This window comes from Pseudoalteromonas sp. T1lg21, assembly GCF_002964625.1.
In the GTDB taxonomy this organism is placed as follows: Bacteria; Pseudomonadota; Gammaproteobacteria; order Enterobacterales; family Alteromonadaceae; genus Pseudoalteromonas; species Pseudoalteromonas gelatinilytica.
Genome location: NZ_PQBX01000056.1, coordinates 44,779 through 68,739, shown reverse-complemented (window position 1 = coordinate 68,739; position 23,961 = coordinate 44,779). Strand labels below are relative to the sequence as shown.

The 23,961-nt window shown below is 41.0% G+C and carries 22 protein-coding genes and 2 pseudogenes; 11 read left to right on the top strand and 13 right to left on the bottom strand.

All coding sequences use genetic code 11. From position 1 onward, the window contains the following. Positions 1-2 precede the first annotated feature (2 nt). Together C2M25_RS10740 and smpB are read right to left on the bottom strand one after the other, a co-directional pair. Positions 3-2,528 carry a TonB-dependent receptor gene (locus C2M25_RS10740; RefSeq protein ID WP_234003580.1) on the bottom strand — a complete coding sequence of 842 codons (2,526 nt, stop codon included), beginning with the start codon at positions 2,526-2,528 and terminating at the stop codon, positions 3-5. A 265-nt stretch (positions 2,529-2,793) separates the two neighbouring features. Further along, positions 2,794-3,272 (bottom strand): annotated as a pseudogene (gene smpB, locus C2M25_RS10735) (SsrA-binding protein SmpB). Between the two features lie 133 nt (positions 3,273-3,405). Here smpB and C2M25_RS10730 point away from each other — a divergent pair. Beyond that, complete coding sequence (locus C2M25_RS10730; protein ID WP_054551726.1) at positions 3,406-3,846, top strand: type II toxin-antitoxin system RatA family toxin; 441 nt, start codon at positions 3,406-3,408, stop codon at positions 3,844-3,846. Beyond that, positions 3,843-4,169, top strand: coding sequence for an RnfH family protein (locus C2M25_RS10725; protein ID WP_063700122.1), 327 nt, complete (start codon positions 3,843-3,845; stop codon positions 4,167-4,169). The genes C2M25_RS10730 and C2M25_RS10725 overlap by 4 nt, the downstream gene beginning before the upstream one ends. A 42-nt stretch (positions 4,170-4,211) precedes the next feature. On the opposite strand, the gene C2M25_RS10720 is transcribed toward C2M25_RS10725, so the two are convergent. Next, the gene (locus tag C2M25_RS10720; protein ID WP_063700119.1) at positions 4,212-4,574 is read right to left on the bottom strand and encodes an outer membrane protein assembly factor BamE; all 363 of its coding nucleotides are present in this window, start codon (positions 4,572-4,574) and stop codon (positions 4,212-4,214) included. Between the two features lie 117 nt (positions 4,575-4,691). Here C2M25_RS10720 and C2M25_RS10715 point away from each other — a divergent pair, with 117 nt between their 5' ends. Further along, entirely contained in the window at positions 4,692-5,009 is a 318-nt protein-coding gene (locus tag C2M25_RS10715; RefSeq protein ID WP_105181088.1) for a GIY-YIG nuclease family protein, read from the top strand. Here C2M25_RS10715 and C2M25_RS10710 read toward each other — a convergent pair whose 3' ends face one another. The 4 genes from C2M25_RS10710 to ilvC all read right to left on the bottom strand — a co-directional run bounded on the left by C2M25_RS10710 (position 5,010) and on the right by ilvC (position 10,662). Then, positions 5,010-5,921: a M20/M25/M40 family metallo-hydrolase gene (locus C2M25_RS10710; protein ID WP_158679708.1), complete on the bottom strand. Its 912-nt coding sequence runs from the start codon at positions 5,919-5,921 to the stop codon at positions 5,010-5,012. It lies immediately after the preceding gene. Beyond that, positions 5,863-7,047, bottom strand: coding sequence for a tetratricopeptide repeat protein (locus C2M25_RS10705; RefSeq protein WP_105181086.1), 1,185 nt, complete (start codon positions 7,045-7,047; stop codon positions 5,863-5,865). The genes C2M25_RS10710 and C2M25_RS10705 overlap by 59 nt, the downstream gene beginning before the upstream one ends. 84 nt (positions 7,048-7,131) lie before the next feature. Further along, on the bottom strand, positions 7,132-9,045 hold the full coding sequence (locus tag C2M25_RS10700) for a methyl-accepting chemotaxis protein (protein ID WP_063700111.1): 1,914 nt from the start codon (positions 9,043-9,045) through the stop codon (positions 7,132-7,134). Positions 9,046-9,189: 144 nt separating this feature from the next. Beyond that, positions 9,190-10,662: a ketol-acid reductoisomerase gene (ilvC, locus tag C2M25_RS10695; RefSeq protein WP_063700109.1), complete on the bottom strand. Its 1,473-nt coding sequence runs from the start codon at positions 10,660-10,662 to the stop codon at positions 9,190-9,192. A 146-nt stretch (positions 10,663-10,808) separates the two neighbouring features. Here ilvC and ilvY point away from each other — a divergent pair, with 146 nt between their 5' ends. The 6 genes and pseudogenes from ilvY to C2M25_RS10665 all read left to right on the top strand — a co-directional run bounded on the left by ilvY (position 10,809) and on the right by C2M25_RS10665 (position 16,318). Next, entirely contained in the window at positions 10,809-11,711 is a 903-nt protein-coding gene (gene ilvY, locus C2M25_RS10690; RefSeq protein ID WP_105174629.1) for an HTH-type transcriptional activator IlvY, read from the top strand. 206 nt (positions 11,712-11,917) lie between these two features. Continuing rightward, positions 11,918-12,967 carry a GGDEF domain-containing protein gene (locus tag C2M25_RS10685; protein ID WP_105181085.1) on the top strand — a complete coding sequence of 350 codons (1,050 nt, stop codon included), beginning with the start codon at positions 11,918-11,920 and terminating at the stop codon, positions 12,965-12,967. A 168-nt stretch (positions 12,968-13,135) separates the two neighbouring features. After that, complete coding sequence (locus tag C2M25_RS10680) at positions 13,136-13,969, top strand: MipA/OmpV family protein (protein WP_082873970.1); 834 nt, start codon at positions 13,136-13,138, stop codon at positions 13,967-13,969. A 1-nt stretch (position 13,970) separates the two neighbouring features. Then, the gene (locus C2M25_RS10675) at positions 13,971-14,357 is read left to right on the top strand and encodes a DUF3019 domain-containing protein (RefSeq protein WP_105181084.1); all 387 of its coding nucleotides are present in this window, start codon (positions 13,971-13,973) and stop codon (positions 14,355-14,357) included. Positions 14,358-14,371: 14 nt separating this feature from the next. Then, positions 14,372-15,064, top strand: a pseudogene (locus C2M25_RS10670) (response regulator). Between the two features lie 6 nt (positions 15,065-15,070). Then, positions 15,071-16,318, top strand: coding sequence for an ATP-binding protein (locus tag C2M25_RS10665; protein WP_105181083.1), 1,248 nt, complete (start codon positions 15,071-15,073; stop codon positions 16,316-16,318). A 113-nt stretch (positions 16,319-16,431) separates the two neighbouring features. Here the strand turns inward: C2M25_RS10665 and C2M25_RS10660 are convergent, their stop codons facing one another. The 3 genes from C2M25_RS10660 to C2M25_RS10650 form a co-directional block, all read right to left on the bottom strand. Next, positions 16,432-16,647 carry a DUF3820 family protein gene (locus tag C2M25_RS10660; RefSeq protein ID WP_062564309.1) on the bottom strand — a complete coding sequence of 72 codons (216 nt, stop codon included), beginning with the start codon at positions 16,645-16,647 and terminating at the stop codon, positions 16,432-16,434. Positions 16,648-16,785: 138 nt separating this feature from the next. Then, positions 16,786-17,067: a hypothetical protein gene (locus tag C2M25_RS10655; RefSeq protein ID WP_063700098.1), complete on the bottom strand. Its 282-nt coding sequence runs from the start codon at positions 17,065-17,067 to the stop codon at positions 16,786-16,788. A 284-nt stretch (positions 17,068-17,351) separates the two neighbouring features. Then, positions 17,352-18,923: a cation:proton antiporter family protein gene (locus tag C2M25_RS10650; RefSeq protein ID WP_063700096.1), complete on the bottom strand. Its 1,572-nt coding sequence runs from the start codon at positions 18,921-18,923 to the stop codon at positions 17,352-17,354. A 221-nt stretch (positions 18,924-19,144) separates the two neighbouring features. On the opposite strand from C2M25_RS10650, the gene C2M25_RS10645 reads away from it, so the two are divergent. Together C2M25_RS10645 and C2M25_RS10640 are read left to right on the top strand one after the other, a co-directional pair. Beyond that, the gene (locus C2M25_RS10645; protein WP_054561870.1) at positions 19,145-19,888 is read left to right on the top strand and encodes a sporulation protein; all 744 of its coding nucleotides are present in this window, start codon (positions 19,145-19,147) and stop codon (positions 19,886-19,888) included. Between the two features lie 66 nt (positions 19,889-19,954). Beyond that, positions 19,955-20,395, top strand: a complete 441-nt coding sequence (locus C2M25_RS10640) for a GNAT family N-acetyltransferase (RefSeq protein ID WP_442793013.1) — start codon at positions 19,955-19,957, stop codon at positions 20,393-20,395. Positions 20,396-20,425: 30 nt separating this feature from the next. On the opposite strand, the gene C2M25_RS10635 is transcribed toward C2M25_RS10640, so the two are convergent. The 3 genes from C2M25_RS10635 to C2M25_RS10625 all read right to left on the bottom strand — a co-directional run bounded on the left by C2M25_RS10635 (position 20,426) and on the right by C2M25_RS10625 (position 23,961). Next, positions 20,426-21,778, bottom strand: coding sequence for a sodium-dependent transporter (locus tag C2M25_RS10635; protein WP_105181081.1), 1,353 nt, complete (start codon positions 21,776-21,778; stop codon positions 20,426-20,428). Positions 21,779-21,951: 173 nt separating this feature from the next. Further along, positions 21,952-23,241: a sensor histidine kinase gene (locus C2M25_RS10630; protein WP_105181080.1), complete on the bottom strand. Its 1,290-nt coding sequence runs from the start codon at positions 23,239-23,241 to the stop codon at positions 21,952-21,954. Positions 23,242-23,253: 12 nt separating this feature from the next. Continuing rightward, on the bottom strand, positions 23,254-23,961 hold the full coding sequence (locus tag C2M25_RS10625) for a response regulator transcription factor (protein WP_063700088.1): 708 nt from the start codon (positions 23,959-23,961) through the stop codon (positions 23,254-23,256).

Sequence of the window (23,961 nt, the reverse complement as noted above, 5' to 3'; positions counted from 1 at the left end):
GGTTAATTAAAACGCATTGTTAGTTTAGTATAGAAATAACGACCACGTGGGTTATGTACGCTTGATACATAGCCATATAAATCGCTATCACCATCACCGATTGCAAACGGAGGATCTTCATCAAATACGTTGTTAATACCAACAGATAACTTTAACTTCTCAGAAAAGTTATACGCAGTTTGGAAGTCCACCAATGTTTGTGAGTCGACAGTTCGAGATGTATTGCTATCAAAATCTAGATTACCATCGAAATCAATGTCAGGAGTGTCTTCAAACTCACCAATGTAACTTACATTAATGTTTGTATTGAAATCACCCATTTCCCAGTTTGTTGAGAAAATCCAACGGTTTTCAGGATAACGATACTCGCCAGTGTAATCACGGCCATCTTTCTTAAATTCGTTTTGGTAAGCCCACTCTAAGTTGAATTTTAAGAAGCCGTAATCGCTCATTGCATGTGTATAGTTTGCTGATACATCGACACCAGACACTTCTTGTGATGATACGTTCTCGAAGGTACTGTAAACCTTTTGAATTACACCTAAACTTAAACCATTTTGCGGCGCTAAACGCACACAAACAGTGCTGTTTTGATCGTTACAGTTTTCATCATAGATTGGGCCAAACTCTTGTTCGTCGATCTTGTTGTCTTGCGTTATGCTCCATACATCGACACCGAAGCCAAATTCAGCAGTTGGTGCCCAAATGAATCCCACATTCCAAGACTCTGATTCTTCAGCTTCAAGGTTCGGGTTACCCGCAAATTGGATATTGTAATCTAGGGCGTTACAGTCAAGTCCAGTTGCCTGACAGCGGTAAGTATCTACAAAGAACTGACTTTCTTCCGACGGACCTAAACCAATTTGTGCCAGTGAAGGCGCGCGGAAACCTTGAGCCCACGAACCACGAACAGTGATCGAATCTGTTGGTGCCCAACGAACAGCCACTTTAGGGTTTGTTGTTGAGCCAAAATCGCTGTAGTCATCGTATCGACCTGCTAATTGAAGCTCTAGGTTATCAGCTAACGGAATTGAAAACTCAATATAAGCTGCGTATTGGTCGCGTTCAGCAGCGGCTGATACAGACTCAGTACCAAAGATTAAACCACGTTGGAATTGATCGTCTGGAATATCGCTTACATCTTCTTCACGGTATTCAATACCAGCAGCCATCATTACTACATCATCGCCAAAGCTAAATGCTTCGCCACTGATATTTGCATCAAATGAGGTCATATGAGACTCACCACGGCGTACTAAGCTTGTAGTAATACGGTCAATAACTGCTTGGTCATTATAGGTGCCACCAAATGGGTTATAGTTACCTGCATCGATTTCTTGTTGCAAGAAATCAGTGCGCACCCAACCTTGGCTTCTGTCACCCGTTTGCATTGATTTACTGCGACCTTTTTGAACTGCAGCTTCCCAGCTCCAATCACTGATCTCACCTTTTAAGCCTGCAACAAAACGCAGCGTATCTGATTCAATATCCCATTGACGAGGGCCGGCGTCTACGGTTCTATAACGACCAATTTCGATATCTTGGCCAAATGGGTTATTTGGATGACTTGCTGGTACGGTTAAACCGGCATCTTCATCAAGAGGCGTCGGTGCACCTGCAGCTTGCGAACTATTGTGTTGTACTGCAACCTCTAAAAATGCCGATATGCCATTATCAAAGTTATATTCAAACTGTGAAATAGCACCAACACGTTCAGATGCAGGGGTTACGTAACCATACGGGCCGTAGTCAAATAAGCAGCTGCCACTTGCAGTTGCATTTTCTGCCGGACAGGCCGGATCAATGGTTTTTTCGCCATCTACATAAAAGTAGCCCGGGAAACCACGGGATGAGCGAAAATCCATACCACCGTATGGTTCTTGATTTGCTGTGCCCAGACGACCCATTTCATCAGAAGAGAGTGCGGTGTTGTTGAAGTAATCAATAATAATTGATGCGCTGCTTTTCTCTGTACTGGTACCCCAAACTAGGCTTGCTGTTTTTTCTTCATAACTCGGTCCATCAGTGCCACCATATCCAAGGTTAACCTCTAGACCGTTAATATCTTTCTTTAAGATAATATTAACTACACCTGCAACTGCATCAGAACCATAAATAGCTGATGCGCCATCCTTTAAAATATCGATACGCTCAATCGCAGAGACAGGGATTGAGTTGATATCAACAAATGAATTAGTAATGCTTTCAGCAAAAGCGCTAATAGATACACGACGGCCATTAATAAGTACCAATGTTGCGTCTGAGCCTAAGCCCCGAAGGCTGACAGCAGCAGCACCATTAGCTGTAGAGTCTTGGTTATTACCGCGAGTAGAGAAAGTACCATTACCGGCAACAGGCATACGCTCTAATAGTTGTTGTAGGTTGTCGTAGCCCATGTTATCGATGTCTGCACGACTGATTGATTGAACCGGTGATGGCCCTTCAATATCAGAGCGCTTAATGCGAGAACCTGTAACTTCAATACGTTCGACCTTTTCAGCTCCGTCTGACTCTGCAGCAGCAGACATAAAACTTGTGCCTGCTAATGCTGCAACTGTAAATGCATAGAGAGGTCGTTGTATAAAGCGATGAGTGTTCTTCATATATTTCAATCCTTGTATAATTGTGAAAGTATTGTGAATTGATCACAGCAAAGATTGATATCATGTAAACGTAGGTGATTGAAATAGCAAAAAAGTATGGGTTTATTAAAGGGGTAGGGTTCTTAAGTAGGGAAAGTCAGGGCTAGTAAGGGGTACGAGCCTACCAAAAAGGTTAGGCTCATTTCATAAATTAAGCTTTATGCTTCATTAGGCGTTCTTTTTCACGTGCCCAATCTTTATTTTTTCCGTCTTCACGTTTGTCGTGCATCTTTTTACCTTTAGCAAGGTGGAACTCCAACTTCACCCAGCATTTTTTCCAGTACATTGCAGTCGCGATTAATGAAAATCCGTCGCGTTCTGTTGCACCGATTAGACGATCGATTTCACGCTTATTTAAAAGTAACTTACGATAACGAAGTGGATCGCAGATTACATGAGTAGAAGCACTGTTGAGAGGCTGAATTTGACTGCCAAGTAAAAATGCTTCGCCGTTTTTAATGTGAATATAAGTCTCAGAGATGTTTACTTTACCAGCTCGGATACTTTTTACTTCCCAGCCCTGTAGTTCAACCCCTGCTTCGAACTTATCGTGTAAAAAATACTCATGACGCGCTTTTTGTTAAGCGCGATGGTATTACTTGTCGATTTAGATGATTTTTTCTTAGCCATAGTGGCTCATATTATACGTAAAAACAGCGTTTTTACATCGCTTTTTTAAGGCTTTGCAGAAATTTTCGCGTCACTAAAATTTGGGGAAATAGCTAAAGCTTGCTAAAATTCGCCGACAAAGTTGGGAGTGAATATGCCGCAGATAGAAAAAAGTGCGCTGGTAATGTATAGCAGCAAAGAAATGTTTGATTTAGTGAATGATGTTGATGCTTATCCTGAGTTTTTACCACATTGTTCAGATGCAAAAATCATTACTCAGCAAGCCAGTGGCATGACGGCCAGTTTGGAGATCTCAAAAGCGGGTTTAAAAAAGTGGTTCACGACTGAAAATACTTTTATTGACGAACAAACGGTTGCCCTTCGCTTAGTTGATGGCCCTTTTAAAAAGTTGCAGGGTAAATGGCACTTTTTACCCCTGGACGATAAAGCATGTAAAGTGCAGCTTCACCTAGAGTTTGAATTTGCCAGTAAACTCATTGAGCTTGCGTTTGGCAAAGTGTTTAACGAAGTGGCTAAGAACATGGTTAATGCATTTACACAACGCGCTAAAACGGTATACGGAGTTCGCCCATGATAACGGTAGAAGTGGTGTTTGCTTTACCAACAACAGCAACCAGTTTATTAGTAGAAGTGCCAGTAGGTACTACTGCTGAGCAGGCGGTTATTAAATCTGGTATTATCGAGAAGTGCCCTGAAATTGATGCAAATGATTTAACTCTGGGTATTTGGAATCGCACATGTAAGCTTAATCAAGAAGTGAAGCAAGGGGATCGTATTGAGATTTATCGACCTCTTATTGCGGATCCGAAGGATGCACGTAGACGCCGAGCAGAAAAAGCAAAAGAAGAAGGCCGAGCTAATAAAATTACAGGCGGGCGCCCACTTAATAAGGCATAAAAAAGGGTAGCTTAGGCTACCCTTAATTAATCCGAATTAATATTACTCTTGTTCTAACGGTGTATTAAATTCGCTAGGTTGCTCATAATCACCCGATAATGAAACAAGCTTATCATTTTCAAAGTTAATAACGAGCGATTTACGCTGTTCGTTACTACGGTCGATATTAAATACATACAGGTAATGCCAAGTATTGTTATCGAAAGAGTCTTCAGCGACAGGCTTTCCTAGTACGTAAAGAACTTGCTCGCGAGTCATATTAACACGTAGCTTATCTACATCTGATTGCTCTAAGAAGTTACCTTGTGGAATATTGATACGGTAAACCCAGCTTGAACACCCTGCTGTAGCACTTAAAGTAAGGGTAAGTACTAACCAAAAAGAAAAAGTTTTAAACGACTGCATTATTTGTTTGAATCCTTATTTTTTATACACTGCATGATACCGATTAGTCACAGAAGGTAAAACCCTTTTCAGTAATTGTTTTTACTGAAATGCGATTAACAATCACGAGGCACAGATTTGACCACAGCAAACCCAGAAAGTTTACAGCAGCCTATAAAAAACAACGATAATTCAGAGACTCTGTGGCATTTGTATATAGTGCAAACACGTTTAGGTCATTGGTATACTGGGATCAGCACCAATGTTGAAAAGCGTTTTATGCAGCATCAAGCAGGGAAAGGAGCTAAAAATCTAAAGGGAAAAGGGCCTTTAACACTTGTCTATCAACAACAAGTGGGCAACCGAAGTGAAGCTACTAGATTAGAAATTAACGTAAAAAAACTCAATAAAGCGCAAAAGAAGCAGTTCGTCTTAACATCTGAACTACCGAAGTAACTAGCTAGGTAGCTTTTCGACAAATTCAGCTATTTTTTTCATCGCAGATTCAAATAAAGTAAAGTCGATGTGCGCCGTAGTGTCGGTACTTTGGTGGTGGTGTTTGTCATGCCCTATGCCAAAGTAAATGTAAGGGATCCCCGCCTTAGCGAATGAATAATGATCGCTTGCTCTGCGCCAATCGACATTGAGGTCAAATAACCGATTTAGTCTTGCAGATGAACTTGTTGCCATAAAGGTTATTTGTTTATCCGATAGGGTTTTAATGTCAGTTTGATATTGTGCTAATGATTGATTATCTAAAAACGCATAGATACGTGGCTTTCTTGGGTTCACAACGAGCATATCTAAATTGATATTAAGTTTTATCTCGTCTTTATTAAGCGTTGATACTAAATATTCGCTACCGTGCAGGCCATTTTCTTCTGCGTCGGTTGCTACAAAAACTAACTGATATTGTTTAGGCTTTTCTACAAAGTAACTGGCTAAATACAATAAAGCAGCAACACCGCTGGCATTGTCATTGGCGCCCGGGTAAAGCCGACTTCCTTTTTGCCCTAAGTGATCATAATGGGCTGTAAAAATGATTTTTTCACACTTCTCGCAATGACTACTTTTGGTCGCAACAACGTTCCGCCCAAAAGCCTTGCCAAAGAGCCCTGACTGATAAGCAAATGTTTGCTCATCAACAGTGTAACCAAGTGAAATAAAACGCTCAGAAATAAACTCAGCGGCTAACTGAGCGCCTTGAGTCGCCGTTTTTCGCCCTGTAAATTGAGCTGATGTTAGCGTGACGACGTCTTGCTCTAAGTTTGTATTGGCAAAAGCTTGCCCGCAGTGAAGCAGCAGGGCACTACTGGTAATGAGTAAGCTTAGCTGTATGCGAGTGAAGCGCTTGTAATTTACCTTCATAACGCTGTTTATCATGATCAAAGTCTGCTTTGTCGTTTGCTAATGTTAAGTGCTTTTTAGCAAGCTTTAGGTCACCTAATTGGTAATAGGTACGTGCTAAACCAAAATCAGTATCATGCAGAGTGGGGTTTAAGTCACGGGCTTTTTTGTAGTGCTTAATGGCATCTTGATAACGGGCCGTTGTATAGGCGTCATTACCTAAAGAAATATGATAATAGGGGTTGGCTTGGCGCTTTTTATCAAGCTTGGCTAATATTGCTTGGCCGAGGTCTTGGCGATCAGTGAGGTTATAGAGCCTTGCTAAATTACCCAATGCGGTGTTGTTATCTGGATCTAAACTAATCGCGTATTGATAGGCTGTTTCAGCATTTTCATAGTCACTTGTTAATCTGAATAACACCCCGAGGTTGCCCCAAGCGCCTGAATAGTTGCTATCAATATCCACAGCCGCTTTGTAATAGCTAAAAGCAATATCATAATCATGCTTTAACATCGCTGCTGCGCCTTTATTGTTATAAAACATTGCTGTGATGCGGGCTTTATTAATGTTACTGGTTTTAAATGCTTCTTGGCGGCTATTTGGGTCAAAATCTATGATTAAAGAGCGTTCTTCTGGATAAATGACTTTACGATTCACCACTTGTTTTTCAGACTCTCTTACTTTTAAGTTGATATGACCGGTAAGTAAATTAAAGCCATTATCAAGTGCCCAATACTCTGGAATGTGTACTTTTTGAAATTGCCCATCAAGGCCAAGGTATTCCGCAAGGCTATACGCTAAAATCGATAACGATAAACAGTTGGCGTTTAAATTTGAATAGGCTTGAGTGGCCGTTAAGGTAGCGCCAGATTGATAGGACAACGAAGCATCACCATTTTGCAACAAAAATTTGAGTAAACGCTTAGTGCTTTGCAATGACCGACTGTCTTTTGGAAAGGCACTATCAAGTTGTGTCCGAACATGTTCGCTCAGAGCAAAGATCTCTTCCTGAGTTTCAACCTCAATTGGACTGAATTCAGTACTTTGCGTTAAAGCTAGTGGGGGAGGTGCTGATTTATTTTCTGTGCTACTACACGCGGTTAATAAGCAAAAGCTTGATACTAAAACGATGGTAAATGATTTCATCTGACCCTCTTAATTCTTGGCCTAATACCATTTAAGTATAGGCCGTGAATGAAAAAGGGTCTGTGTTAACTGTTACAAAACGTGTCAGCGTTTATCGAAGGTAGCAACAAGGTCGTCAAGGGTTTGCGCACTGTTCGCTAAGTCTTTGATTGCTTGCTCACTGTCGATTTGTTCACGCATAACATTGTCACTAATATCACTTATTTGCTCAATGTTACGGCCCACATCTGCCACTACGTTACTTTGCTCTTCGGTCGCAGTTGCTATTAATGTCGCCATATCGTTTATTTCATTAGCAGCATCGTTGATGGCATTGAGCAATTCAACTGAACTTTGCATTGCATCAACACTCAATTGAGCTTGCGATTTCGAGTGGTTGATGTGATTAACCACTAAATCAGACGTGTTCGTTAGCTCACTGATCATGGTTTGAATTTCAGTTGTTGACTGTGACGTGCGATTTGCAAGTGCTCTTACTTCATCTGCGACAACAGCAAAGCCTCGACCATGCTCACCGGCACGAGCAGACTCAATCGCCGCATTAAGTGCTAATAGATTAGTTTGCTCAGAAATCCCTCTGATAGAGTCAACGATACTAGCAATAGCTTGCGTTTTGTTTGCCAGCTCGTTTACTTGCTCGGTGATATTATCGATATCACATGCCAGCTCAATAATTGCTTCTTTACTTTGCGTTACCTGAGTATGGCTTTGTTCAGTGTTCTGCTTACTATTCTCAGTGAGTTTAGCCGTGTTCGCTGCGCTTGAGGCAATTTCTTGCACTGTCGCCCCCATTTCATTAATCGCTGCAGCAACCGAGATAGTTTGCTCTTTTTGATTATCAAGCGCTTCAGAGTTCTTCTGTGCTTGTTTAAATACATGCGCAGCACTTTGTCGGATTTCACTACTTTCTTGGGCAACTTGGCTGATTGCAGTTTCAATCTTAGAGATAAATTGGTTAAAGCCTGCAGATAAGTTAGCAAGTTCTGGCTGCTCGGAAGCAGGTAAACGATAAGCTAAGTTTGCATCACCTGAACCTAAACGCGTAAATAACTCAGCCATTTTCGACAGTGGCGATGAAAGCGTACGAGCAAGCACTAAACCGGCAAAGCTTGCGATCAGCGCAATGACGATTGCAAAGCTAATAATTTGCCATTGTAACACTTGGATACTCGAAAACACTTCATGCTTAGGTACTTGGGCAATAACAAATAAATCAGTGTTTTGAATTGGGCTTGCCGCCACTAAGGTTGCTTCACCATTAAGGTCAATTTCTTGTAAATTGAAGTCGCTTTGCGTTAGCAGTGTACGCGTGATGCCCGTTTTATAAACGTCATCCAATTTAGCTTTAGCGACTTTGTTCTCGTCTTTATGAAGTTGAATTAGCCCGTTTTTGTCTGCAACAAATACAAAGCCTGTTTTTTCAATTTGGAAGCGTTTTAGCATGGCCTGCATATCGTCAATGCTTTTAGCAAGACCTGCTAAACCAATGCCATTAGTTTGCTGGTGGTTAACAAACATTTTTACATCAGTGGGTGATTCTTGATAAATACTGATAGAAAAAGGCTGCGCAGTTTTGGTAAACGCAAAAAACCAGCCATCTTGCTCTTGCGTTAAAACACGTAAGAAGCCGTCTTGGTTCCAATATTGTGCCGTTTCACGATTAGCCCACGAAGCAGTTGCTAAATCGTATTGCTTAACAAGTCGGTTAAGCTCTTTTAGCAGTGTTTTATCATCAGTATTGCCTGAACGCGCCCACTCTAATACAAATTCGTTACTAGAGAGTTGCTCAGCGGCACTGATCATTTGATTTATATCGTGAGTAATATAGTTATCAATTGCTTGAAGTTTGCTAGGTAGCTCAGATTCAATCATTCGTTGTTCGATGATTTGTTTTGCACTGTATATCGCTGTTGCGCCGATTAACGCAGCAACAATGAGCGCAATTGAACTGCCAAGCAGTGTAATTTTTTTAGTAATGGTGAGTTGATTTAACGCCATGAAAGTGTCTTAGTTTACAACATTTAAGTCAGTAATTTTAGCATACACTTTATAGATGACGAATCAATGTAGGGACAAAAAAAAAGCCCAAAGCATATAAGCAATTGGGCTTGGTTTCTAACAAGCGAAACTTACTTTCCAGGGTTAAACAATTTTCTTCATTGCTGACATGTAACCACGTAGCTTGCTACCAATGATTTCAACCGGGTGCTCGCGTAGTGCTTTATTCACGGCAATCAAGGTTTGGTTATCAACTTGGTTGCTAGCACTATCAAGACCTTTACCAATCACATCAGTGTCGATGTCTTTCATAAAGTCTTGTAGAAGCGGTAAACACGCGTGGTTGTATAAGTAACAGCCATACTCTGCAGTATCTGAAATAGTTCGGTTCATTTCGAAAAGCTTCTTACGCGCAATAGTGTTTGCGATAAGCGGCGTTTCGTGTAGTGATTCATAGTAAGCAGATTCAGCGATGATACCTGCTGCAGTCATGGTTTCGAAGGCAAGTTCAACACCTGCTTTAACCATGGCAACCATTAAAATACCTTGGTCGAAGAATGCTTGCTCGCTGATTTCTTGGTCAGTATTTTGTTGCTTTTCGAATGCAGTTTCAGCTGTTTCTGCGCGCCATGCTAGTAATTTTGCGTCATCTTCAGCCCAGTCAGCCATCATACCGCGTGAGAATTCGCCGCTGATGATATCGTCCATATGCTTGTTATAAAGTGGGCGCATTATTGTTTTAAGCTCTTCACTTAATTCAAATGCTTTCACTTTTGCTGGGTTTGATAAACGGTCAAGCATGTTAGTCACACCACCATACTTAAGTGCTTCAGTGATCACTTCCCAACCATATTGGATTAGTTTTGATGCGTAACTTGCATCAATGCCTTTTTCGACCATTTTATCGAAGCAAAGTAGTGAACCTGTTTGTAACATGCCACATAGAATCGTTTGCTCACCCATTAAGTCAGACTTAACTTCTGCAATAAATGATGATTTTAGTACACCCGCACGATGACCTCCGGTACCTGCTGCATATGCTTTCGCTTGCGCTAAACCATGACCTTGAGGGTCGTTTTCTGGGTGAACTGCAATTAATGTTGGTACACCAAAGCCACGTTTGTATTCTTCACGTACTTCTGAACCAGGGCACTTAGGTGCAACCATGATCACTGTTAAGTCTTCACGGATTTGCATGCCTTCTTCAACAATGTTGAAACCGTGTGAATAAGCAAGTGTTGCGCCTTGTTTCATTAACGGCATGATGGCATTAACAACAGCCGTATGTTGTTTATCAGGTGTTAGGTTTAATACTACATCTGCTGTTGGGATAAGCTCTTCATAAGTACCTACGGTAAAACCATTTTCAGATGCGTTTAAGAAAGATTGACGACGCTCAGCAATCGCTGATTCACGTAATGTGTAAGAAACATCTAAGCCCGAGTCACGTAAATTTAAACCTTGGTTAAGGCCTTGTGCGCCACAACCGACAATAACGAGTTTTTTCCCTTTTAAAGCATCTACGCCATCAGCAAATTCTGATGGGTCCATGAATTCACATTGCGCTAATTGCGCTAACTGCTCTCTTAAAGGAAGAGTATTAAAATAATTCGCCATTGTTAGTGTCCTATAAATACAAGTTTGTTAGAAAATCAAAGAACCGACGTAGTGTTCTTTGTATGTGTTAACACTATGCAATTTTTAACCTTGCGTAAAATGATATATTTGAATTAAAGTATTTCATAAAATGAAATGGTGACCGTATGGATCATAAACATCTTAATTATTTTTTAGCTTTAGCTAAGACGCTGCACTTTGCCAGAGCGAGTGAGCTTTGCCATATCAGTGCGCCAACCTTGAGCCGTAACATCAAACAACTCGAAGAAGAGGTTGGGGTGGTATTGTTCAATCGGGATAATCGTACGGTTAAATTAACCCGCGAGGGAGAGTCATTTATTGAATACGCCAATGCGACGCTCGCTAACTGGCATCGTTTCAAAGCAAATGTACAAGAGCCACAACAACATATTTATGGCAATGTCAGTATTTATTGTTCCGTGACAGCCTCATATAGCTTTTTGCATCAAATACTCGAGCAACTGCGAATGCAGCACCCATATATAGAGATTACTCTCAATACCGGTGATCCCGCTCTTGCCATAAACCGCGTATTAGATGGTCATGAAGCGATGGCGATTGCCGCTAAACCAACAAAGTTGCCAGGGCAAATAGCGTTCACCAGTATTGGCTATTCGCCTTTGGTTTTGATTGCACCCAAAATTGCTTGTCCAATTAGCGATAAGCTTTCAGCAAGTGAGCCAATTGATTGGTCAGATTTAGAATTTATTGTTGCAGAGCAAGGTTTATCAAGGCAGCGGCTTGAGCAATGGTGGCGTAAAAAAAATATTCACGGTCGAATTTACGCGCAGGTTGCAGGCCATGAAGCCATGGTTTCTATGGTGAGTTTGGGATTAGGTATAGCCATGGTGCCAAAAATTGTACTGGATAACAGCCCGCTAAAAGATAAAGTACAAATAGTGAGTGATGCAGAGCAGACAATTACGGGTTTTGAAATTGGCCTCGCTGTTTTGAATAAAGAGCGCCACGATCCCGCACTCAATGCAATTTGGAGTATTGCTCAATCGCTTACTCAGCAAGCGATTTAACTTACTTTCTCGCAACTACTACTTTATTGTGAACAATATTATATTGATACAAATATCCTAATTATGCTTAGGTATTTAGTATTGGTTTTTGTAAAAAAAGTTCGTGGTTTTTGCTGGTTTTGCGTTTGCAAAATCCTTTTTCATTGATTTTTTTAAAGGGGTTGATACCGTATTTTAAAATAATAAAATTTTCATGGCGTAGACTCATGATACTCACAGCGCAAGCCGACCATTCTTTAAGCTACTCTAGCCACTGTTTGAAGTTAGCTATCCCGTTTATGGTGAAATATAAAATGCCAATTACGCCACTCAATTACGCGCTTTGGTATTGCTACGTGAGTGAAAAGAATCAAGATTTAAACAAAGAACTTGATAGTATTATTAAAAAATATAAAACCTGTGATCATGAGCAAGCGAAGCGACTCTTCAATAAATACCTTTCTAAAGACGATCTAAGTCTGTTTTATCAGCTCTCCACTGGTTTTAATAATGTCGTTGGCAAAGTGCACCAAGACATCAATGAGGCATTGACTTATTCCGCTGAATTTAATCTGGCTCTACAAGAGTGCCGTGAAACGTTAAATAAAGCAGACATCAGCCAAGAGAGTGGTTTTGATGATGTGCTGGATTGTGTTGAACGCTTAAGCGATGAATCAGCGGCACTGCAAAGCCGAGCTCAAGATTTTCAAAATCAGCTTGCGATGGCTTACTCTGAAATTACAGAACTAAAACAAGAGCTTGTTAGGTCACGAAGTAAGGCAGAAAAAGACCCTCTGACTGGGCTTTATAACCGCGGTAAATTTGATGAAGATATCGCGCGGTTTTGCCAAACCAATGACTTAGCAGAAGTCGCTGTCCTTACTATGGTTGATATCGATCATTTTAAACAATTTAACGATACATTTGGCCATCAAAAAGGAGACCAAGTTTTGCGTGCAGTGTCTGCAAAACTCCTTAAGCATGTCTCAAGTGTCGGTCAAGCTTATCGTTATGGGGGGGAAGAGTTTTGCTTCACCGCGCAGTTTGCAAGCATCAGTGATATGACCAACTTCACTCAACAACTACGTCAAGCTGTAACCAAATTACAAATCAAAGACCCTAACTCTAACAAGGTGTTAAGCCAAGTAACCGCTAGTTTTGGTATTGCGATAAAAGCTAAAAATAGTAACCCAGAACAACTTATAGCAAAAGCTGATAAAGCGCTCTATTTAGCCAAAGAGCATGGCCGAAATCGCATCGAAATCGTCGAAGAGTAACAAACTTAACCGATATATGTATCAAATTTGTGAATAGTTGTAACCTTGCAACGACAGTTTGTTCACATCTTGGTATTATGTTCTTATTGCAGAAATCTCTTTGGTCGTACAATAACAATGAAATCTCAAACGATCAGGATGTGCGCAGTGGTGTATGCCTTGTTTGGCATGCTATTGAGTCAAGCAAGCGCTGATGATTCAACGCGCACTGAACGTGAAAGCCGTGTGGCAAATCAACAGATTGATACCCAGCAGTGGCACCTAAGTATTAATACCGGAGCAGGGGTGATCACGAATCCCCTTCATGGTGGTGATAACTTACCTTTAATCGTGTTGCCTGAAATCGCTTTTTATGGTGAAAAATGGTTCTTTGATAATGGCCGTTTAGGTTATTCATTCCAAGAAAGCGATACTCATGTTGTTAATTTCGTTACTGAGTTCAACCCTGAGACTCGTTTCTTTATTGATTTTCATCCAAGCAATGTTTTTGCACTGCAAACATCGAATAGCTTTATTGTTGAATCGACCACCAGTAATGAACTGGCAGAAAAGTCGGTATCGACGAACGATATTAAAAAAAGACGTTGGGCCTTAGATGCCGGTATTAGTTATCACTATATACACAGTAATCATGTGATTTCTTTACAAGCACTTGCTGATGTCTCTGGTGTTTATAAAGGTCTGCGTAGTGCCTTGCAATGGCAATCACATCACCGGATAGGGAATTTATCAGTCGCACCTAGCCTGGGCGTTTGGTACAAATCAGCCAGACTAAATGATTATTTTTATGGTTTATCGGCTAAAGAGTCCTCATATGGGGAAATAGATGTTGGCAGTAGCTGGCAACCTTATGCTAAAATCGACGCCCGTTGGCCCCTGAGTGAGGCCAACTCTCTTCGTTTTCATTTAGCATATTATGACTACTCAGCCGTGGATGACAGTCCGCTTTTTGAACACACGTACTCGATGACTGCATTTATAGGATTCAATCATATTTTTTAATATGAAGTATTTTGTTTTTAGTCTGTGTGTGTTTGCTGCTGTTATTTGGGCTACCCCAAGCCATGCGCAAGCGACTCAGTTTGATATCACGCCAAAAGTGTGTGTTGTATTACAACAGCACGAATTTTGTGATCTTGAGTTAAAAGTTAGCTGGCAAACAGCACAACCTCAAGATCTGTGTCTGTTTCAAAATAATCAGCAAATTCAATGCTGGAACGACAGTAAAAAAGGGCTGTACAGCCATAAAGCGCGGGTTCAGGTTGAAACAATATACTCCTTAGTCAATCCGCACACGGGGAGCAAAATAGCGACCGCAAAAGTCGAAGTGCAAAGCACCGAAGCAAAAACAACGAGGCGTAGATTACGCTCACCGTGGAGCTTTTTTTAATTCAGGAGCAACCAATGGCAAAGATTTTACTTGTTGAAGATGATCTCGGCTTACAGCAGTTAACACGTGATTACCTTCAGCATAATGGGTTGGATGTTGCGGTCCTTGAACGCGGCGACGAAGTATTTGAATACCTAGAAAACAACCCCGTTGATTTAATGATTTTAGATGTGATGTTACCGGGTAAAGACGGGTTTAGTGTGTGCCGCCAGGTACGTGATAAATTTAGCTTACCTATCTTAATGCTGACTGCAAAAGGTGAGGACTTTGACCAAGTGATTGGCCTAGAACTCGGCGCAGATGATTATGTTATTAAGCCTGCTGAACCACGCGTTTTATTAGCGCGCATTAATGCGCTGTTACGCCGTGGACAAGCTAGCACTAAAGCACCTGAAGAGCTGAGCTTTGGTGATTTAAGCATTGATAAAACCAGCCGCATTGTTACACTTAAAGGCAATGAAATTACACTTACATCTCATGAGTTTGAGTTGCTTTGGTTACTGGCGTCAAACGCAGGTGAAGTGTTAAGTCGTGAACACGTGCATCAACATATGATTGGTCGTCAATATGATGGTTTAGACCGTACAGTTGACGTACGCGTGTAACGTATCCGTAAGAAACTAGGTGATAATAGTGATAAACCATACCGAATTAAAACAGTTTGGGGGCAAGGTTACCTCTTCGTATCTGATGCATGGGATATGTAATCATTAATGGGGAAACTATTTGCTAGCTTATATCTTTATATAATAGTTTCTCTGTTTCTCGTTAGTGGGGTCATAGAACAGTTATGGCCCTACGAAGAAACTCAACAACAAATTGCCCTTGACCAAGAGTTTGGTAAATCCCTTTGGTTATTAAGCCAAACTGATAATGGCTTAGCAAAACTTCAGCAAGAATTTGCAAGTGAGGTCATAAATCTCACTGATCTAGCACTCCCTGATGACCTAAAAAAACAGCTCAACAATGACCATTACCTGTATTTGTTTAATCAAGAACAAAAAGTGGTTTGGTATATAGCCCTTAATGACACACAGCTTTTACATGTAGGCCCTTTGTCTGTATCCAATCCTAATTTTAGCTCTGTTTGGCCCTACTTTTTATTATTGACCGTGATTGGCGTGCCAATAGGGCTATGGAGCCTATTGCTGTGGCGCGATTTTAATAAACTTACTCTTGCTTGTGAGGCAGTAGGAGGGGCACAAGACTTTGAACTTCACGATGCCTCTAAATCATTTTTTCTGCCGATTACGGATACACTCAACGCGATGCAAGAGCGCATTCAATACCTTCTGGCAGCGCAGCAAGAGCTGACTTCTTCCGTTTCGCATGAATTTAGAACCCCCCTTGCGCGGTTAAAGTTCGCTGTTGCGATGCTTGAAGAGCAAATCGAGAATGAAAAATCCTACACTTACATTGATAACATGCAGGCAGATATTGCAGAGCTTGAAGCACTGGTGTCAGAAATGCTTGAATACGCGCGACTTGATTCACACCAACCAAGCTTAAAGCCCCGTTCCTGTGACCTGACAGCGCTTATTAACAGTGTGGTGAATAAGCTTGAGTTTGCTACTGATATAGAGGTCGCAGTGAGTGCTCCTAAGCTGCTCTACTACGAGTGTGACGAGCATTTTATGGCGCGTTGTATTCAAAACCTATTAGGTAATGCACAAAAATACGCAAATCATAAAATTCATGTCAGCCTTGAAGAGTTGGGGGATTCGATACAAATAAGTGTTGAAGACGATGGTCCTGGGATCGCTAAATCTGAATGGCAAAGTATTTTTAAGCCATTTACTCGTTTAGATAAAAGTCGTGATAAGAAAACCGGCGGCTTTGGATTAGGGCTTGCCATTGTCGCTAAAATTGTTAGTTGGCATCAAGGGCAGTCTGAGGTGTGTGATTCACCATTAGGTGGAGCTAAATTTACGATTCATTTGTTTAAAAGTAACTCGCTTTAAATTACAGGCATAAAAAAAGCGCCTAGGGCGCTTTTTAAAGATTAAAACCAAAAATAAACAAGTAGCAAAGTAATAGACCGCGGCTATTTATAAAAGTTCGAAAAAATATTTAATTATTTTTCATCTAATAATGGCATTAGCATTTTTTCGAGGCCATTGAGCTTCACTTCATACATCATCGCCAGTTGTGCACCTAACTGAGAGTCTGGAAATCCTTGTTGTTTAAACCACACTAAATACGGTTCAGGGAGCAACAATAAAGGGCGACCAGCATATTTTCCAAATGGCATCTTGGTATTTATGGCGCGTTTGAGTTGAGCTGTATCCATCTTTATCTCAAAGAAATTTTAAAGTCAGATAATACGGTAAAAAGGGGAGAGAAAATAGGCTGTGACGGGCAAGAAACAGCCTATTTAGTGAGGGATGTAGGCCCTCTAAATTACAACCACTAAATCGATTACAGCAGTTTAGTGTAGTTGGTAACGACGCTTTTTCGTAAAGCCAAGCTGTTTTAGCTTAACGACGATAGTCGGGTCGTCAATTCGCTCAGGTGTTTCACTGTCACGAAGAAAATGATCACTTGGTACTTGATATACATCGAGCATCTTGTTGAACAGCACCGTTCTGATATCCATTGCAGTCATGCCATTCTTTTGTAACTCATCAAGTTGCTGCTGAATATCTGAAAGTTTCCCGGTACGTGCATCATCCGTGTTTGCTAAAAACTCGTTGGTAAACTTATTTTTCATTTAAACAACCTCAATCCATCTAACAAGTGCTGTGAAATAAACAGCGGTACAACAACACTGTTAAACTTTTTTGTGTTAAAAATAGATACTTAGCTAAGCATCTTGAAATTAATTCTACTCTTTTTTTTAGCCTGATTGCTAATCTGGATGTAAAGCTTTGTAAATAAGCTTGACCCAATAGGGGGACTGATTTGATTTGCTAAGAAAACTAGTTAGCCAACTAACTGAATACAGTGAAAATAATTCTCAGTACCATGAAAAGGTACCGAGAATATTTTTTTACATTAAGAGAAAAGTTTTTGTTTTACATGCTCAGCGAAGCCGCTACCAGCTTCTAAATAGAAGTTATATGTGGAATCAACCCCCATATCTTCTAGTTCTTTTTGCTGATCTGGGTAGTTTGCAATGGCTGTCACCTGACCTTGATAGCCTGAAGCTCGAAGTTGTTCCAACGCAAATATATTTTGCATATGCTTTGGCATTGCAAGCATCACCATACCCACATGGGAGTGATTCACTCGCTGCCAAAAGTCTGGGTCAGTTGCATCGGCTAGTAACACTCGGCGGCCACGTTTAATGTGTTTTTCAACCACATCAGGCTTGATATCAATGCCCGCAACGAGATTTGGGTGTGTTTGACTGATTGTTTCATAGGCACCCGTACCAATGCGGCCCATTCCAAATATAACGATTTTAGTGTCATTTAGATTTACCGGCAGCTCTTCTGCAAGGCGGCTGTTACTTTCAAATTTAAGCAACCAATGTTCAATTTTTACATACACTTCATTCGAGCGTTTATTTAAAGGCGATGCGAGTATAAAGGTGATTGACACAGCGATAGCCATAACGGCGAGCCATTCAGACGTGATTAGATTGCTAGTGGCTGCAACAGCGCAGACAATCAAGCCAAATTCACTGTAATTAGCTAAGCTAAACGCGCTTAATAGTGAAGTACGGGCACGTAATTTGAAAGCGTTTGTCAGCACATAATAAAGTGCAACTTTTAATGGCAAGACTAAAATTACGATGAGTGCAACAATCACTGCGTTGCTGGTCAGCTCTGCATTCAAACCAATATTTAAGAAAAAACCAACCAGTAATACGTCTTTTAAATTAAGCAGTGATTTTGATAGCTCGCCAGCTTTTTTATGAGACGCGAACATCATACCGATGATCAACGCACCTAAATCACCTTTAAGGCCTGCAAACTCGAAGGCTTGATAACCAATAATCAGCGCAAAGAAAAAGCCAAACAGGGGCAATAACTCACCGTGTTTTGAGCGATTTAATACCCAGAACATCACAGGGCGTAAAATAGGTAAACCAACCAATAATGCCAAAGCCCAAATGTTCGGGGCCTTACCAGTACTGATGGCTAAGAATATGACGGCAAAGATATCTTGCATAACTAAGATACCAATGGCGATTTTACCATGGAGGCTTGCCATTTCACCGCGTTCTTCAAGTACTTTTACAGCAAAAACGGTGCTTGAGAAGCTAAAAGCAAAACCGACTAACAATGCACTTTGCCAAGTAAGTTCGTTAAATAAAGGCAGGGCAAGGGCTCCTAGCAACAACATAAAACCACTGAAGAGCGTACTGCTTAAAACAATATGCATTGAGGCGGGCGCCCAAACTTGTGGTTTCATTAAGTTTGATACTTTGAGCTTAAGACCGATGCTAAACAATAACAAAGTAACACCCAAGCTTGCCAATGTATTCAGCAGCTCGGTTGTCTTATATCCATATAGGTTGAGTGCAAAACCCGCTAATAAAAAGCCGATAAGAGGAGGCAGCTTTAGCTGGTAAACAGCAAAGCCACAAACGAACGCGGTAGCAAAGTAAATTAGTTCCATAGTTTTTCTTTTGACTTCATTTGTTAGAAGTGTAGCGAAATATTTGTTGTTGGAAAACAATATCAGACAGTAAGAGTTCAAAAAATAAGCACTTATACATGATTTATTGATTAATCCGCCAAAAGCATCATTTTTTCGCTGACATTAGCTTTTAATTGTGGTTAAGATGCATTAACAAAGGAATTTAAGCCATAGGTTAGAAGCTGGCTTAAGGAGAAAAGATGTTTAAGAAAATCCTTGCATCAGTAGGTATTGGTGCAGCAAAAGTTGACACTGTACTTGAGACAGAGCATTTACAACCGGGTCAAAAATTTAATGCCGTTATTGTTATTAAAGGCGGCGATGTTGATCAAGACATATCGGGTTTAGACTTAGCTCTGATGACGCGTGTTAAAGTCGAAGGTGAAGATGGTGAGTACTTTACAAACCATGTGATTGAAAAGTGGCGAATTACAGATATCGGCACGATAGCAGCAGGTGCTGAAAAACATATTCCATTTGAAGCACGCCTGCATTCAGAAACACCGATCACCGAAATTAACGCTGGTTATAACCAATCACATGTGTGGCTTGAAACAGGCCTAGATATTGATTTAGCCCTTGATCCCACTGATCGTGATGCACTTCACATTTATCCTAATGATGCGGTGAGCACGTTAATGGAAGCGATGGATAGACTTGGCTTTAGTTTAGTCAAAGCGGATGTTGAAAAAGGCTTCTTAAGAGCGCCGACATTCCAGTCACATTCGGGTTGTTATCAAGAGCTAGAGTATCGTCCAAATAGCCGAAGCCTGTTTGGCTTGCAAGAGATTGAGTTGTCGTTTGTGCCTGAAGCACATAAAACCCATGTGCTCATCGAGCTTGATCGTGCCTTTAGAGGGGATGGTTATGTCGATTTAACGATTGAGCATGATCATGTAAATCTATCGCAGCTGTGTGATCAGCTAGAACGATTATTTGCTTAAAGACTAACGACTGAATAGCGAGTTAAAACCCAGCTACGGCTGGGTTTTTTGTCTTCATAAAGGAGCATTATGTTTTCTATTAAAAGTTATAACGAACTCAGTAAAGATGAGTTATTTGCCATTTTACGAGTGCGGGTTGATGTATTTGTGGTAGAGCAAACTTGCCCTTACCCAGAAATTGACGAAGTGGATAACAATGCGCAGACCCAACACGTGTTCTTGATTAAAGGTCAGCAGGTGGCAGCCTATGCACGATGTTATAAAAAGAATGAGCAATTTAGCGCATTTGGTCGAGTGCTGGTTGCAGAGCAATTTCGTGGTGAAGGACTCGCAACCAAGCTGGTGCAAACCGCGATAGATACATGTAAAGAGCATTGGCCTGATAAAGCGATTATGATTGGTGCTCAGTGTTACTTAACAGCGTTTTATCAGCAATTTGGTTTTGAGAATGTGGGGGATGATTACTTAGAAGATGGTATTCCACATCAAGATATGTGTTTGAAGTAGCCTAATGGCCACTTCAAACATAAACATTGATTAGTTCAACAGTGAGTTAGCAAATACCAGTGCGATGGCAAGTGGGCAAATAAACTTGATGTACCATGGCCATACTTTCCAGAAGAAACTATTGGCAGCTTCCGGGCATCCTTGTTGAATTTCTTTTAGTAACGATGCGCGATGCCAAATCCAACCAACGAAAATACAGCACATTAAGCCAAGAACAGGTTGTCCAATCTTAGTGGTTAAGGTGATCACAAAACCAAATAGCGTTCCTAAGTTAAAGACAATTGTAAAACTAATCAGGGCAATAATACCGCCAATAATCCAAGTTGCTTGTACACGCTTTAGCGCAAAACGCTCAACAGCATAAGAAACGGGTGCTTCTAGCATCGAAATTGATGAGGTTAACGCTGCAATACTCATTAACGCAAAGAAAGCAAAACCAACAAAAATACCCACATTGCCCATACTAGTGAAAAGTGCCGGTAGTACTTGGAATACAAGCGTATCTTCAGAAAGTAGTGCACCTTCTGCTGAGAAAATCTCAACGCCCTGCGCCTGTGCTACATACATTGCGGGGATAATAAGTAAACCGGCTACAAAGGCAATAAACACATCGATTAAAGTCACATAAGCGCCTAACGATACTAGGTTTTCTTTTTTGCTGATGTATGAGCCGTAGATGATCATTACGCTAGTACCAAGCGATAATGAGAAAAATGCTTGTCCTAACGCATTCACTAATAACTCAGGGTTTAAAATCGATGAAAAGTCTGGCACTAAATACGCTTTTAAGCCTTCCATTGCGCCATCTTGAGTCATTACATAGATGATTAGCATAAACAAAATACCTAACAGGGCAGGCATTAAGCGCTTAGACCATTTTTCAATGCCGTTTTCGACGCCTTTAGAGATAATCGCAACGGTTAAAATAATAAATGCGGCAGTAAATATTAGGTTTCTTGATAGTGATTGCTCACTAAGCCAAGCGCCAGCGTGATCTTGGCCCGCTAATTGTGCAACAGGTTCTAGGGTCGCACTTAGCATCCAACCTGCCACGATAGCATAGAAGCTAAGGATGAGACCGGCACAAATAATACCGCCAAAGCCCACCATGAAGGCGAACTTCTTTTGCCATGCTTGATTCGTTACTTTTCGAAGTGAAGTGACGGCATTAGCTTGACCATGACGACCAATCACTAACTCAGCCATTAAAGCAGGGTAAGCAAGGCAAAATGCTAATATTAAATAAGCCACTAAAAATGCGGCACCGCCATTACTTGCAGTTTGCGTTGGGAAACCCCAAATATTTCCTAAGCCAACAGCAGAGCCTGCTGCAGCCATAATAAATCCAAAGCGGGAGCTGAACTCCCCACGTGATGCGCTCATATTATTGTTACTTCTCTATTTGTGACGGCGCTGACAATCTACTTGAATTAACACTAAATAAAAAGGGTTAATCTAGGTCAAATTCGTTCTATATATTGTTATCTTTGAAGTCAGCGTACATTTCGTGCAATTGTTCTCTACAATACGAGACAATTAACGTAATTGAAACATGTTTAAAGGCTTTTATTTTGAATTGAAAGAGTAAAACACGCGCCACCTAGCTGCTTACTTTTTGATACTTCGACCGTACCATGATGCCAATCAACAACTTTTGCAACGATAGCAAGGCCGAGCCCGTAGCTTTCGCCATCTCGATTGCGATGCGTTTGTTCTTGGAAAAATGGGCTAAATACTTTTTGCCAGTTTTGTTCGCTGACACCCGGGCCGTCATCTTCAATTTTAATCATAACGGACCCACTGGTACTCGTAGCACTGAGTAAAATTTCTGATTCAGCAAAGTCGCAAGCATTACTTAATAAGTTAACAATGGCGCGAGCTAACCAGTGTAAGTCAGCACAAATATCACCGCCTTCAACGTGGTGATTAATACGCAAGCCCTGTTGTTCAAGCTTAGGCTCAATCTGATGGATTAAAGTCAGAATATAGGTTTCTAGATCAGAATGATTAAAGGTCAGTTGATTCGCTTTTTGCTCAAGGGTTGCAAATGCTAGATAGCTTTTTAGCATTGACTCCATTTGATCTAAGTCGTTTTCCATTCGTGCAAGATACTCAAGGCGCTTTTCGTCATTGCTACAATCTTGCGCTGCCTCTAGGCCAAACCGTAAACAAGCGATAGGTGTGCGGATATCGTGAGATAAACTCGATGCCATCAACTTATTCTCATCAAGAAGTTTTTCAATTTGACTCGCCATGCGGTTAAATGTCAGCTCAACATCTTTGATATAGGTAAAGTGAGATACGTGAATACGACTTTTTAAGTCACCTTTAGCAAAGCGCTTTGCTGCTTCATTCAAAACGGTTAAACGCTTGGCGAGTGGCGCAATAATAAACCCCATAAATATGCATAACCCTGCATAGAACAACAAGGTCAGTAATACATCGTTGCCTTGCTCATGCGTTAAATCTTTATCTAAACGCATTTTTAGATGATGCGTATTAAGTGCTGCATCACTGTAAAGTAAATAATAGCCTTGTTGATCTTCGAGGATAAGGCCGCTCGGTTGGGTTATTTGTGATAATAGTGAATGGGGAAGTGCAAGCGATTGTGTCGGACGATATTCAAGTTGCACTGCAAAGTCTTGATTAATATCCGTGATAGCTTGCTCGCGCTGTTTAGCGTCAAGCTTAGCGAGTTGTTTTGCAAACCCTTTAATCATTTGTGTTTCGCTAGAAAACACATCTTGAGGTGTTTGGGTTTGTTGGCTAAAAGCATCAATTAGCCAACCCAAAACAATGATTGAAAGCAGGGCGCTACCGAGTAGCGAAATATAAAACTTTTTCACAGGCGCGAGTCGTTATTGCCAAGCTGTGGCAACGAGTAAATAGCCTTTGCCCCAAATAGTTTTAATTTTTTCAGGGTGCTGTGGGTCATCATTAAACTTTTTTCGTAATGATGAAATCAGCACATCAACACTTCTGTCCAAGCCATCATATTCACGCCCTTTCGTTGCCTTAAATACCGCATCACGAGAAACCACTTGGCCTGCATTACTTGCTAAATAATGGAGTAAAAGGTACTCAGCGCTTGAAATATGGACCTCTTCGTCTGCTAGGTAAACTGTGCGTGACTCCGTATTGATTGATAACTTACCTACATTAATAAGCTCAGAGTTTGTGCTTGATTCGTGTGTATCTGACTTAGAGCGAAGAGCCGCTTTTATGCGTGCTAGTAAAGCGCGAGGGCGAACGGGCTTCATCATGTAATCAGTTGCACCTACTTCAAGGCCAATCACTTCATCCATTTCATCATCACGCGCTGTTAGCATGATAATCGGGGCCTGATAAAACTGTCGTAAATCGCGGCATACACTAATACCATCTTGGCCTGGTAGCATAATATCTAACAACACTAAATCTGGATTTGTTTTGCGGACTTGCTCAACGACTTGGTCGCCACGCTGGCATAGTGTCGTTTTGTAGCCTTGTTCAACTAAATATTCCGCAACCCAATTGGCGAGGGAGATATCATCTTCAACTAATAAGATAGTTCCGTAATGTTCCAT